This is a genomic window from Rhizobium sp. BR 315, from assembly GCF_050577975.1.
Classification (GTDB): Bacteria; Pseudomonadota; Alphaproteobacteria; order Rhizobiales; family Rhizobiaceae; genus Rhizobium; species Rhizobium miluonense.
In genome coordinates this window covers 1-12,778 of sequence record NZ_JARWKZ010000064.1, presented here as the reverse complement: position 1 = coordinate 12,778, position 12,778 = coordinate 1, and the positions used below count along the sequence as shown (strand labels likewise).

The window sequence follows — 12,778 nt, the reverse complement described above, 5'->3', positions numbered from 1 at the left end:
GTAAACGTCGCTAAATCTTTCGTCGCGGAATGGACGTCGCATACGTGTTCATTGCAGAAAGATGGCGATCGGCTAGCTTCAACTCTTTCAAGGCCGCCGCACGATCTCGGCTCGCCAGTAGACCACATAGAACTTCAGAGACGGCCAGCGCTGGCGCCAGCGTGTGAAAGAATGTTTGGCTTTCAGTCGGAAAGAAGACAACGTGCTCTGCGATCGTCACCAGGGGAGACACTTCGCTGTCGGTGATCGCCAGGATGGACAGTCCCTTCTCACGGGCGGCCTCGGCAAGCTCAAGCGTCTGAAGCGAATAGGGGTTGATGGAAATCGCCAAAAGCACGTCCTCATGAGTTGCGCGGATGAKGGGGTCGCCGCTTGTTCCAGCCGGACCATCCAAGTGGACAGTCTTTTCGCCGAGCAATGTCATGACGTAGTGGAAATGCCACGCGACCGAGTGGCACGAACGCAAGCCGAGCACGAAAATCCGCCTCGCTTTTGCCAGGTGCTCCGCCATTGTATCCAAACGCGAAATCGTATCAGGGTCGCGGAGCCGATCGATCTGCGCGGAGAGACCTTGGAGCATCCTATAAGCCAAGCCCTCACCATTCGCCGCCCCTTCTTCTCTTTGTAAAGCCCTGGCCGCAAATCCGTCGGCGCTCACCCTGATGACGTCGGCGTGTTGCTCTCGGAAATCTTCATACCCGGAGAATTCAAGAAACTTCGCCAGCCTCGTCATTGTCGATGGCTGAACACCGGCATTCCGCGCGAGTTCGCGCATCGAAACGAGCGCCACCTCCTGCGGATGTTCCAATATGTGTCGAGCCGCTTGCTGCAACTGCTCGGACATGTCGTCGAATCGCTCGATGATCCGAGCGTGTAATGGGCCTTTTTGCAACATTTGCCTCACATACGATGTCATAATTCACCTGGACCATCTCTCTCGGGAACTAAAAAGTCAAACAGCCGTCGGCTATCTCACATCACAACCGCTCCAAAAATTCTGACTTGAGAGCGGGAAAACAAATGCATCAAAACGTGATTTATAAAACAGTTGTTGCATATTTCGCCAAAACCTGCAAATCAATGGATGGAAACGTTCGAAAGCCGGACGGATAAGCACCCCGAGATGACCATGACAAAAATTCTCCATCGAACGATCGGAACAACTCTGCCAACCGCGGTCGCGGGGGAGGGCATCTACGTCGTGGATAGCGAGGGCAGGAGCTACCTGGATGGGTCGGGGGGCGCCGCCGTCAGTTGCCTCGGGCACAATCATCCAGAAGTTCTTGACGCAATGAAGCTACAGATGGGTCGGATCAGCTACGCCCATACGTCGTTCTTCACGACCGACGTCGCCGAGCGGCTTGCCGAGCAATTGGTTGAACTTGCGCCCGAAGGCCTCGATTATGTCTATCTGGTGTCTGGCGGTTCGGAAGCTGTCGAGGCCGCTCTCAAAATGGCGCGCCAGTATTTTGTCGAAGTCGGGCAGCCGCAGCGGCGCCACATCATCGCACGTCGGCAAAGCTATCACGGCAATACGATCGGTGCCTTGGCAACAGGCGGCAATGCCTGGCGCCGTGCCCAGTTCAAGCCGATCTTGCCTGAAACGCATCATGTTTCTCCTTGCTATGCCTACCGCGACCTGCAGGTGGGCGAAACGCCGGAGGCTTATGCCGAGCGTCTTGCTGCGGAACTGGAAGACAAGGTTCTTGAACTTGGCGCGGACAAGGTCATGGCCTTCGTCGCCGAGCCGGTGGTCGGTGCGACGCTGGGTGCCGTTGGCCCGGTTTCGGACTATTTCAAGCGGGTTCGGCAGGTGTGCGACAAGTATGGCATCTTGCTGATCCTCGACGAGGTCATGTGCGGAATGGGGCGTACCGGCACAATCTTCGCTATGGAGCAGGAGGGCATTGTCGCGGATCTGGTCACGATTGCGAAGGGACTGGGCGGCGGCTTTCAGCCGATCGGAGCGGTATTGCTCTCCGAAAAGATCTACCGTGCGTTCGCCGACGGGTCGGGTCTGTTTCAGCATGGACATACCTATATCGGACATCCGATCGCAGCAGCGGCAGCCAGTAAGGTGGTTGAAATAATCACGCGCGCGGACATGATGGCAAACGTCATCCGGATGGGCAAGCGCCTCCAGGCCGGGCTCGATGAGGCACTTGGACAATCACCCTATGTCGGCGACATCCGCGGTCGTGGTCTTTTCCGCGGCGTCGAGATCGTGGCCGACAAAGACACCAAGCAACCTTTCGATCCGGCCCGCAAGATGCATTCCCGCATCAAGAAGGAAGCCATGCGCAGAGGCCTTATGTGCTACCCAATGGGCGGTACGATCGACGGCGCGCAGGGCGACCACGTGCTGCTAGCACCACCCTACATCATTCAGCCTGAAGAAATCGATTTGATTGTCGAACGGCTTTCCGACGCCATCCGCGCCGCAGTAGTAGACTGAGGTTCTCGCGAAATGACAACATCGTCCTGTCCGCCTATCGCTGATGAAAACTGGCCCGCGGAAATCGCGGACATGAAAACGGGCTTTGCCGGCGCGCTGAACGTCTATCGCACCATGGCTCATCATCCCGCGCTGCTGAGAGCGTGGGCTCCGCTGCGGCAGCATATCGTAAAAGATAGTGCGTTAGGTCCGGTCCGGTCCGAGCTCGTGATTTTGCGCGCGGCACATCGTATGGGCTCCGCCTATGAGTGGTCCCACCATGTAAGCCGCGCTCGCGCTCTTGGTATTTCCGATGCGCGAATCCGGAGTATGGCTGGAACTCCCGATGGCGAAGAGGGCGTACTTGCCGGTGCTGTCGACGCGCTATTTGACGGCGCACGTCTGCCTTCGCATCTCGAGCAAGCTATTGCTGCGAGCATAGGTCGGCAAGCCGTGTTCGACCTTATGGCGACCGTCGGCTTCTATTCGGTGCTCGGTTTCATATTGATGACTTTCGACACGCCGATCGACCAAGACGTTGTCGACGAGATGGCTGAACACCCAATCTGATGGAGCAAAAAACGAGAGTTCGGCCTTCCGATCCAGCCGTGCCCTTAGGCTGCAGGTTCAAGCGTGGAGCCGATCAGGAGCCGATCAATACAGGGATAACGACGGCCCGCTTTGCCMCCTGACAGACGGGGAAATATTGGCGCGGCAGCCGCGGCCGAATGGGAGATCAAGAATGATAAAAGAATTGCACTTCGCACTGGGAGAATTCCAGACCCGTCTAGCAGCCGTTAAAAAGGAAATGGCGAAGAGAGAGATTGACATCCTCCTCCTCTCAGAACCGCCGAACCAGAACTACCTTACCGGCTATAATGCGTATTCCTTCTACACACCGCAAATGGTGATTGTGGCGCAAGACCACGCAGAACCGATTTGGATCGGCCGTTTCATGGACCGTGTTTCGGCTTCCATGACCACCTATCTGGCCGAGGACAATATCCGAGCCTATCCCGACACCTATGTTCAATCGGCAACGCTGTCGGCCTATACTTTCATGGCCGATATCGTGAAGGAGCTCGGAGGGGAAAAGGCGCGTATCGGCGTCGAGATGGGGGGATATTACTATCCGGCCCGCGGCCACGCAGATCTCACGCGAGCCTTGCCGAATGCAGAGTTCGTCGACGCCGATCTTCTTGTTGGATGGATCCGGCTCGTAAAGAGCCCAGCCGAGGTGGCCATTATGCATCAAGCTGGCCAGCTTGCGGATGCCGCCATGACGCGCGTCATCGATATGGTGCAAGCCGGGGTCCGTGAGTGCGATATTGCTGCTGCGATCTATCACCAGCAGATTTCGGGCACGCCCGAGTTCGGTGGCGACTATCCTTGTTGCCCCCCCGATTTGTGCATTGGCGAACGCTCAATCGCGCCGCATGCCGCCTGGACGGACGACCCCCTGCCGGAGTCCACCGTTGTCAACCTGGAACTGAACGGTTGCCGGCATCGCTACCAGGTCAACCTGGCGCGCACGATCGTCGTCGGCCAGCCTTCATCCGCTTTCCTGAACCTGTCGGAAATCGCTGTTGAGGCCTTGAATGCCGGGCTGGAAGCAGTTCGGCCCGGTCGCACCTGCTCGCAGGTCGATGCCGACTTCCGCAAGGCGCTTGCCCGCCACGGGATCGAGAAAGAGTCTCGCATTGGTTATCCGACCGGCATTGGGTTCCCTCCGGCCTCAGGCGAACGAACGGCAAGCATTCGCAAGGGCGACGAAACCGTACTCAAGCCGGGTATGGTGTTCCACATGATGCCTGGCCTGTGGCTCGACAATGTCGGGATCACGATCACACAGAGCTTTGCGGTCTCCGAAACGGGTTACGAGCCCCTGACGAAGACGCCGCGCAAGCTCTTCGTCAAATAGAGACTGTATCCGGTGCATACTCGTCTGGTTCCAGCATGTCTGCTTCGTTTCCGAAATGGCCTAACCAGTTCGGACGAGTATCTGCGCCGGGAACGTCGAAGCAACCGGCCTATGCCAGGTCGCATCGGCGCTGCAGGCCTCCGCGCGGGCTCCCCAGGTTCTTCTTTCGGGGAGGTAGGTGATGGTTGAACTCGATCGCGCCGACATTGCGCTTCTCCAAGCCGTTCAGAAAAACAACCGGCTGACCTCTGAAGAACTCGCGGGGATGGTCCACCTCTCGCCGACGGCGTGCCAACGGCGTTTGAGAAGGTTGCGCAACGAGGGCGTCATCGAGGGAGACGTTTCCATCGTCTCGCCCAAAGCAGTCGGACGACACATCACCATGATCGTCATGGTGTCCCTTGAACGGGAAAGGGCCGACATCGTCGATCGATTCAAGGCTGCGATACGAAATACGCGTGAGGTGATGATGGGTTTCTACGTAACGGGAGATGCCGACTTCATGCTCGTGATTACCGCGAAAGATATGCAGGACTACGAGCACTTCACGCGCCGGTTTTTCTATGAAAACGCAGATATCAAAGGCTTCAAGACCATGGTTGTGATGGACCGTCTCAAGGCCAGCTTCGCTATCCCGCTCGAGGTGTAGTGATGATGTCGCAGCGACGGATCCAGTGTCACCTCCATTTATGCAGGGACCCTGCGTGATGTGCATTCGAATCGACGGGCCGCGCAGCTCCGCTGCTAGGTGCAACAACAGACACCATGACGACTAGACCAGGAGACCACCATGAACATGCCTACCAACAACTTCCTCTCCGAGGTCGAGCGTAACGCAGTCGTCGAGATGCGGCACGCCATGCATCGCGAGCCCGAACTTTCCAACAACGAGTGGAAGACCCAGAAGCGGATTATCGAGACCTTGGCCGCCTTCGGCCTGACCGAAGCAAAGACGTTTCACAAGACCGGTGTCTATGTCGATATCCAGGGCTTGGCCCCAGGCGCAAATCGTTCGATCGCGATGCGCGGAGACATCGACGCGCTTCCCATTCAGGAAGCCCGCGACGACCTGCCGTATCGGTCGCAAGTGCCAGGCGTCATGCATGCGTGCGGTCATGACATGCATGGCTCAATCGCCTTGGGAACGGCGCTCGCTTTCCATCGCATGCGCGAAAATTTCTCAGGCAGGCTGCGAGTGTTCTTTCAACCCGCTGAAGAAGCAGAACCACTTGGCGGCCGGACTGTCGTTGAAGAAAACTTGCTAGACGGGTTCGACGCCGCAGTGGGATTTCATGTCCGCACTGACATTCCAGCCGGCTCCTATGGCGCCCGTGCGGGCGCCGTAACAAAGTCAGCGGATCAGTTCTCGCTCGAATTTATCGGGACGATGGCACACGGCGCCAAGCCTCACTTGGGCGTGGACGCGATCGCGATAGCAGGCGCCTTCATCAACGAAGTTCAGAAGGTGGTGTCGCGCGAAATGCCGGTTGACGATGGCGCTGTCGTTACGATCGGCACGATCCACGGCGGGGAAGCGACGAACATAATCTGCCCTTCGGTCACAATGACCGGAACGATCCGGACGAGCAGTCCCGAGAGGAGAAAGTTGCTGGTTCAACGGGTGCGCGAAATTGCCGAGGGCGTTGCTGCGATCCATCGAGGCCGGGCCGAATTTAGCTCACACGCGGGCGAGCCTCCTGTGGTCAACGACAACTCAATGGTCGAGCGATTCAAGCAGATCGTCGTGCAGTCCGATGGCGAGGACAAATATATCGAGGGTTCGGCAAGCTCCGGCAGCGATGACTTTGGTTTTTACTCCGGCTGCATCCCGTCAATCTATTTCTGGTTCGGCAGCAAGGAGCCGGGAAACGAATCCGGCGTCCATACGCCGACGTTCGGGGTGTCCGACCAGACTCTCGTCCCGACAACCGAGCTGGCGATCCGCTACTGCTGGGAACTCTTTCAAAGCGCGTAACGCGCGGCTGGTGCGGAGGGAGGACCTTGATGATTGACCTCGACGACATTGAAGGCGCAAAACGGCGCATCAAAGATCACATACTCACTACGCCGCTCGCGCATTCTCCGTCTCTGTCGAACTGTTGCGCTGTGCCCGTATATCTAAAGCTGGAGCACCATCAGACGACAGGCAGTTTCAAGCTGCGCGGCGCCTTCAATGCCATTCTTCAACTGTCCGCGGACGAGCGGGCACGCGGCGTTGTGGCCGCGTCGACGGGCAATCACGGTCGTGCTCTGTCGTTCGCAGCCAACACGTGTGGTGTGACGGCCACGATCTGCATGTCGAACCTGGTCCCCGAAAACAAGGTCTCGGAAATTCGCCGGTTAGGTGCCGAGGTCCGTATCGTCGGAAAATCCCAGGATAACGCTCAGGAAGAGGCCGAGAGGTTGGCGGGCGAGGGACGGTGCCTCGTCCCGCCGTTCGATCACCCGGCAATCATTGCCGGTCAAGGAACGCTAGGGCTAGAAATCGTCGAAGCGTTGCCGGACGTGGCGACTGTGCTCATCCAGCTCTCGGGGGGCGGTTTGGCTTCTGGGGTGGCGGCAGCCGTGAAAAGCCAGCGGCCGGATGTGCGTATCATTGGGCTCACGATGGATCGCGGCGCTGCGATGAAGGCAAGCCTTGATGCAGGTCGCCCGGTGCAGGTCGATGAGTTTGAAAGTCTGGCGGATTCGCTCGGCGGCGGGATTGGCCTCGCCAATCAATGGACTTTTCCCATGTGCCGCGACCTCTTGGACGATGTCATTTTGTTGAGCGAAGCCGAAATAGCGGCTGGCATCCGACATGCATACCTCCAGGAGCGCGAGATCGTCGAAGGCGCAGGGGCGATTGGCATCGCGGCGCTCCTGGCGAACAAAGTGCGCAACCTTCATGGACCCGTCGTGACTGTGCTGTCGGGCCGCAACATCGATATGAATTTACATCGTCGCGTCGTGAGCGATGAGACAGCAGATATTATTGCGAGGACCACGTCATGAGATCGATGACCATTTTGACTGAACGGCAACTGAGAGATCTGGTGACTCTTGATCTGGAGGCTGTGCGTTGCGTGGAAGAGGCATTTCGCACGCTTGCAACAAAAAAAGTGGTGATGCCGCCAATTCTTCGCCTCGATATTTTGGAGCATCGCGGTGAGGTTGACGTCAAGACGGCCTACGTACCTGGTCTCGATGGCTTCGCCATCAAGATCAGCCCCGGCTTTTTCGGCAATCCCGAAATTGGCTTGCCCAGTACAAACGGCCTTATGGTTTTGCTGTCAAGCAAGACCGGTTTGGTTCAAGCATTGTTGCTGGATAATGGTTATCTCACCGATGTTCGGACGGCCGCAGCAGGTGCCGTGGCTGCAATGCACCTCGCTCGCAAAGACGCGTCGGTGGCTGCTGTCTTTGGCGCTGGTATGCAGGCGCGCCTACAGTTGCAGGCGCTCATGCTGGTCCGACAAATTCGTGAGGCGCGGATTTGGGCGCGTGACGCTGCCAAAGCCAACAAGACGGCCCGAGAACTGTCTGACCAATTGGGCATCAGCGTCATCGCTTCCGATAGCCGGGAAGCAGCYGTTGCCGGTGCGCATGTGATCATCACCACAACGCCGGCTGATCAGCCGATCCTGGAAGCTCGATGGCTCGAACAAGGACAGCACATCACGGCGATGGGCTCCGATGCCGAACACAAGAACGAAGTAGAGGCCGAGGCTATTGCGCGCGCCGATCTCTACGTGGCTGACAGCCTCGCTCAGACGCGACGCCTCGGTGAGTTGCATCACGCGATTGAGGCGGGGGCTGTCGCGGAAGATCGTGCCCTTCGAGAACTCGGCCAGATTGTTGCCGGTGCTGTGGCTGGACGCACCGACGATCGCCAGATCACGATCGCCGATCTGACCGGGACGGGTATTCAAGACACTGCCATTGCAAATCTTGCTTTCGCAAGAGCGCTGGCCGTCAAAGCCGGAACAACAATAGACTGATGACGTGCCTGGGCCGGCACTGAAGTCGGTGGCCGCCTGGGCGTGAGGCGCAGTCGAGCAAGTTCACACGTCTTACGATACTCGCATTGACCAAACCCGTCCGAAATCGAGGAACTTCATCATGACTTCGCAAAGCAGCACTGTTCTTGGACTACTTGAGCTGGATGAAGGCGTGTCACCAGACAGTCCGCTTCTTAGCCCGCGCGAAGGATCCCTATTGCACCCGGCAACGTTTGGCGGGCCTGTGATCACGGAAATGGTGGAAGGCGCCTTTGCAGAGGTTGTCATTCGAGGTGATGCTTCGCTGGAACACGCCTGCATTGCGGCTGCACAGCGATTGGTCGATCGAGGTGCCAACGTTGTTGCCGCTGACTGCGGCTTCCTTATCCGCCACCAGTCTGCAATCTCTGCAGCAGTCAATGTACCCGTCATAACCTCAAGCCTTCTACTCATTCCGACTTTGTTACGTCAGCTATCGCCCGCGAAAAAGCTCGCGGTATTAACAGCGGATTCGCGACATTGCACCGAAGACCTGTTGGGCATCCAGCACCCGGCGGATCGGAAGCGCGTGGTCGTCGGAGGCATCGAAGGTGGTGTATACGTGCGCAATGCCGTGGCGCGGCCGTTCGTGCGGACAGCGCTGGATCAGATCCAGCAGGAGGTCGGTGCCCGTATCGATCAACTGCGCTCCGACCACCCCGAGATTGCGATGATACTCTTCGAGTGCACTGGCTTCCCTGTCGTTGCAAATGCCCTTCGGCTGAAGACAGGACTGCCCATCTACGACATTACCGACCTCTGCAAACTGACGCTTGCGACTGTGACCGCCCGCGTCTGACTTAGCGCATCCAAATCTAAAGGAACTGAAATGTCTGACGAGAAACTACGGTTCGAACTTTCTGAATACAGAACACGCCTCGAGAAGGCGCGCAGCGCCATGGAGCGAGCTGGCATAGACGTACTGGTCGTTACCGATCCCGCTAACATGGGCTGGCTTACCGGTTACGAGGGCAACTCGTTCTACGTGCCACAATGTGTTGTTGTGTCAAAGGACAAGGATCCCCTCTGGTTCGGCCGTGGTCAGGATGCCAATGGATGCCGTCGCACGGCATATATCGGCGAGGATCGGATCAGGTGGTACGAGGACCACTACGTTCAGTCAGACACCTTGCACCCCATGACCGTTCTTGGCCAGTTCCTCACGGATGAGGGGCACGGTTCAGCCATAATCGGTCTGGAGAAGGACAGCTACTATTTCTCACCGGCCGGTTTCGAAGCCCTTACAGCCGCACTTCCCAACGCGCGCTTCAAAAACGCCATGCGCATGATCAACTGGGAACGCATCGTCAAATCCCCTCGTGAAATCGAATATATGCGCGGCGCCGGCAAGATTGTCGAAGCGATGTATGAGCGCATCACAGAGGTGCTGCGGCCGGAAGTAAAACAGTCGGACATAATCGCTGAAATTTCCTATGTTGGCACCCGTGGTGTGGGCGACTACTGGGGAGACTATCCGTCAGCCGTACCCAACCTTGGCGCCGGTGCCGATGCCTCAGCTCCTCATCTGACGTGGACTGATAAGCCCATTCGCGCGAACGAAAGCATCTTCTTTGAACTTGCTGGTGTACACAAACGGTACCACTGCCCGCTCTCTCGGTCGTACTATCTCGGTAAGCCGAGCCAGCAAATGCTGGATGCTGAGAAGGCCGTTTTGGAAGGCATGAGCGCCGGCCTTGAGAAGGCTGTGGTGGGAAATTACTGCGAAGATATCGCTCTGGCCTACGGAAATGCCCTTGCGAAATACGGTCTGAAGAAGGCAAGCCGCGCCGGCTACTCCATTGGCATGGGATACCCGCCGGCGTGGGGCGAGAACTCCGCCAGCTTCCGCGACGGTGATAAGACCGAGCTGCGCCCAGGCATGACATTTCATTTCATGTCCGGGCTTTGGTACGACGACTGGGGTATCGAAATTACCGAAAGTTTCTTGATCACGGAGGGCGAAGTCGAATTCCTGTCCAATGTCCCCCGCAAGTTGCTCGTTATCGAGTGAGTCCAATCCCCGGGCGAAATCGTGATCCACAATGCGCCCGGTGACGCCTTGCCACAAGGAGGCGTGGCTTCCTTGAATTGGACACCTCAAGTGCGAAAGAAACGATGAGGAAAGTCGCATGTCCAAAAATCCCATTTCGCGCGTCCGTGCCAAGGGCGATGCCTTCTCGATCGGCGTGACACTCGGACGAGCAAGCGCTTCTGCTTTCCGAGAGCGCGTCTTGCACACTGAAGAATATCGGGCGTTGGATACCCGGTGGCGCCGATCTGCATATTTGAAGGCTCTCGAAGCTGCGGCGCGCGCAACCTATCCCCGCTTTGTGCGCGAAATCGAGGGCATCGCCGAAGGCGCCGGTCAAGATTTCGATTCGATCTTCCTCTGGAATTGCCGCGGAGACCTTCGGCTTCCCGAGGATGTCTCCCCGGCAACAGGGTCGGTTGCTGCCAATGGATGCACGACACTCCTGCTGCCGGCGCAGGACGACCGCCCCGCAATAATTGCCCATAACGAGGACGGTGACCAAGCGCTCCTCGGCGCCTGCTTTTGGGTTGAAGTCGAGCCGGACGAGGGACCAGCCTGGGCCAGCTTCATGTACCCTGGCATGCTGCCCGGCCACACGTTTGGCTTCAATGAGATGGGGCTCGTGCAGACGATAAATAACATCACCGCGCATGATCTTCAGCCTGGAGTACCCCGACACATCATCTGCCGCGCGATCCTCGACTCAAGGTCGTTATGCGATGCGGTAGAAATCCTCAAGCGCAAGGACCGTGCCAGCGGATTCCATCATAATCTCGGCGAGACGAAAACGCGCCGGCTCGTCTCAATCGAGGCTCCCGCTTCAGGCTGCGCCATTCGGGAGGCCGTCACCCCCCAAGGCCATGCGAACCATTTGATCTTCGAAGAATTCGCCCAGTTGGAGCAGACCATCAGCGCCTCTTCCCGCGATCGTCAGGCGGCAGTGGACCGGGTTACTGCCGGACAAAGGCTCGCTGAAGACGCAGAAGTCGCTCTATTCGATGAGACGGTGCCGATCTACAAGAACGGAACAATCGATGGGTCGCAAACTCTGGCGATGGGCGTGTTCGCGCTATCCGCTGACCGGGTTGATTGGAGCGTCCATGCTGCCCCCAACGAGTGCGATGTCCTGGGAGGAACGGTGCTAGTCAAGTAGGCTGGTGATGTTTTGAGGCTGCGCGGACGCTTGCGATGGGTGGAGAGTGTGGCCTGACATTCCAATCTCACCTGAGGTGGGCCGGTCCTCAAGCACCCTCGATCCTCGCTTTGTTCTTCAACCTATGTCTCCGCGGTCGATCCAACCCAATGAGCCGACCGCACGGGTCAAATCAGCAAAGCCTCCACCGATAGCGAATTCCTGCAAAAAGCGAGGAAGATTGCAGGAACCCGGCGTCACCCCGGAGCGAAATGGTGCGATGAAGCTAGCACCTACAGGCAATATCATCTGAGCGGGTCGGGCAAGCGAAAGCTGTCCTCAAGTCGAGGTTTTGCTGCTCGCACTTGATCAGGCCCAGGTTCACAGGAAGAAAAGCGCGCAGCTGAAAAGCGGCGACCGAAGGGGTTAAAATGACCATCAACATCAAAGACATCGCTGAGAAAGATCGTAACTCGGTCCTGCATCCCTTCACCCAGTTGAAGGACTTTGCGACCGGCAAGCTCGGCGAACCGACGATCGTGGAGACCGGCAAGGGAATCCGCATCCAGGATGCGCACGGCAACCAGCTGATCGACGGTTTTGCCGGTCTCTACTGCGTCAATGTCGGCTATGGCCGCACCGAGGTTGCCGAGGCGATCTCTCGTCAGGCCTATCGCCTGGCCTATTATCATTCCTATGCCGCGCACACGACCGATGAGTTGGCTATCCTCTCCGACCGCCTCGTCAAGATGGCGCCCGGCAAGATGAGCAAGGTGTTCTACGGCATGTCCGGTTCGGACGCCAACGAGACCCAGGCCAAGCTCGTCTGGTACTACAACAATCTGCGTGGCAAGCCGACGAAGAAGAAGATCATTTCGCGTGAACGCGGCTATCATGGCTGTAGCGTCGTCTCCGGCTCGATGACCGGCATGAGCTTCTATCACGACCATATGGATCTGCCGCTCCCGYAGATCGATCACGCCGGTGTTCCGCATCACTATTGGGGCGCCAACCCCGGCGAGACCGAACGCGAATTCTCGGCCCGTCGCGCCGCCGAGCTCGACGAGATGATCGAGACGCTTGGACCGGACAATGTCGGCGCTTTCATCGCCGAGCCGGTGCTTGGCACCGGTGGCATCACGCCACCGCCGGAAGGCTATTGGGAAGCAATCCAGGCGGTGCTGAAGAAGCACGACGTGCTGCTGATCGCCGACGAGGTGATCACCGGCTTCGGCCGCAC

The 12,778-nt window shown here is 57.9% G+C and carries 12 protein-coding genes; 11 read left to right on the top strand and 1 reads right to left on the bottom strand.

The genetic code is table 11. The features are described from left to right. Positions 1 to 10: 10 nt before the first annotated feature. On the bottom strand, positions 11 to 895 hold the full coding sequence (locus QD409_RS31450) for a MurR/RpiR family transcriptional regulator (protein ID WP_430764635.1): 885 nt from the start codon (positions 893 to 895) through the stop codon (positions 11 to 13). A gap of 234 nt (positions 896 to 1,129) precedes the next feature. Between QD409_RS31450 and QD409_RS31445 the strand changes: the two genes are divergently transcribed. The 11 genes from QD409_RS31445 to QD409_RS31395 all read left to right on the top strand — a co-directional run. Then, complete coding sequence (locus QD409_RS31445; RefSeq protein WP_004128870.1) at positions 1,130 to 2,455, top strand: aspartate aminotransferase family protein; 1,326 nt, start codon at positions 1,130 to 1,132, stop codon at positions 2,453 to 2,455. Between the two features lie 72 nt (positions 2,456 to 2,527). Further along, the gene (locus QD409_RS31440; RefSeq protein WP_240535548.1) at positions 2,528 to 3,004 is read left to right on the top strand and encodes a carboxymuconolactone decarboxylase family protein; all 477 of its coding nucleotides are present in this window, start codon (positions 2,528 to 2,530) and stop codon (positions 3,002 to 3,004) included. Between the two features lie 172 nt (positions 3,005 to 3,176). After that, on the top strand, positions 3,177 to 4,355 hold the full coding sequence (locus tag QD409_RS31435; RefSeq protein WP_004128877.1) for a M24 family metallopeptidase: 1,179 nt from the start codon (positions 3,177 to 3,179) through the stop codon (positions 4,353 to 4,355). A 181-nt stretch (positions 4,356 to 4,536) separates the two neighbouring features. Continuing rightward, on the top strand, positions 4,537 to 5,004 hold the full coding sequence (locus QD409_RS31430) for an Lrp/AsnC family transcriptional regulator (protein WP_004128880.1): 468 nt from the start codon (positions 4,537 to 4,539) through the stop codon (positions 5,002 to 5,004). Positions 5,005 to 5,145: 141 nt separating this feature from the next. After that, positions 5,146 to 6,330 carry a M20 family metallopeptidase gene (locus QD409_RS31425; protein ID WP_004128884.1) on the top strand — a complete coding sequence of 395 codons (1,185 nt, stop codon included), beginning with the start codon at positions 5,146 to 5,148 and terminating at the stop codon, positions 6,328 to 6,330. A 29-nt stretch (positions 6,331 to 6,359) separates the two neighbouring features. Then, entirely contained in the window at positions 6,360 to 7,349 is a 990-nt protein-coding gene (eutB, locus tag QD409_RS31420; protein WP_004128886.1) for a hydroxyectoine utilization dehydratase EutB, read from the top strand. Further along, positions 7,346 to 8,335: an ectoine utilization protein EutC gene (eutC, locus tag QD409_RS31415; protein ID WP_004128888.1), complete on the top strand. Its 990-nt coding sequence runs from the start codon at positions 7,346 to 7,348 to the stop codon at positions 8,333 to 8,335. The genes eutB and eutC overlap by 4 nt, the downstream gene beginning before the upstream one ends. A 121-nt stretch (positions 8,336 to 8,456) precedes the next feature. After that, on the top strand, positions 8,457 to 9,173 hold the full coding sequence (locus tag QD409_RS31410; protein WP_004128890.1) for a hypothetical protein: 717 nt from the start codon (positions 8,457 to 8,459) through the stop codon (positions 9,171 to 9,173). A 30-nt stretch (positions 9,174 to 9,203) separates the two neighbouring features. Beyond that, on the top strand, positions 9,204 to 10,385 hold the full coding sequence (locus QD409_RS31405) for a M24 family metallopeptidase (RefSeq protein WP_004128891.1): 1,182 nt from the start codon (positions 9,204 to 9,206) through the stop codon (positions 10,383 to 10,385). Positions 10,386 to 10,503: 118 nt separating this feature from the next. Next, positions 10,504 to 11,559 carry a C45 family autoproteolytic acyltransferase/hydolase gene (locus QD409_RS31400; RefSeq protein ID WP_004128892.1) on the top strand — a complete coding sequence of 352 codons (1,056 nt, stop codon included), beginning with the start codon at positions 10,504 to 10,506 and terminating at the stop codon, positions 11,557 to 11,559. Between the two features lie 410 nt (positions 11,560 to 11,969). Further along, the coding region (locus tag QD409_RS31395) for an aminotransferase class III-fold pyridoxal phosphate-dependent enzyme (protein ID WP_430764633.1) at positions 11,970 to 12,778 on the top strand (809 nt) is incomplete at its 3' end.

What these genes read in the sequence shown, in the direction of transcription:
- QD409_RS31445 (WP_004128870.1), top strand. Translation starts at nt 1,130, where the DNA reads ATGACAAAAATTCTCCATCGAACGATCGGAACAACTCTGCCAACCGCG.
- QD409_RS31440 (WP_240535548.1), top strand. Translation starts at nt 2,528, where the DNA reads ATGAAAACGGGCTTTGCCGGCGCGCTGAACGTCTATCGCACCATGGCT.
- QD409_RS31435 (WP_004128877.1), top strand. Translation starts at nt 3,177, where the DNA reads ATGATAAAAGAATTGCACTTCGCACTGGGAGAATTCCAGACCCGTCTA.
- QD409_RS31430 (WP_004128880.1), top strand. Translation starts at nt 4,537, where the DNA reads ATGGTTGAACTCGATCGCGCCGACATTGCGCTTCTCCAAGCCGTTCAG.
- QD409_RS31425 (WP_004128884.1), top strand. Translation starts at nt 5,146, where the DNA reads ATGAACATGCCTACCAACAACTTCCTCTCCGAGGTCGAGCGTAACGCA.
- eutB (WP_004128886.1), top strand. Translation starts at nt 6,360, where the DNA reads ATGATTGACCTCGACGACATTGAAGGCGCAAAACGGCGCATCAAAGAT.
- QD409_RS31410 (WP_004128890.1), top strand. Translation starts at nt 8,457, where the DNA reads ATGACTTCGCAAAGCAGCACTGTTCTTGGACTACTTGAGCTGGATGAA.
- QD409_RS31405 (WP_004128891.1), top strand. Translation starts at nt 9,204, where the DNA reads ATGTCTGACGAGAAACTACGGTTCGAACTTTCTGAATACAGAACACGC.
- QD409_RS31400 (WP_004128892.1), top strand. Translation starts at nt 10,504, where the DNA reads ATGTCCAAAAATCCCATTTCGCGCGTCCGTGCCAAGGGCGATGCCTTC.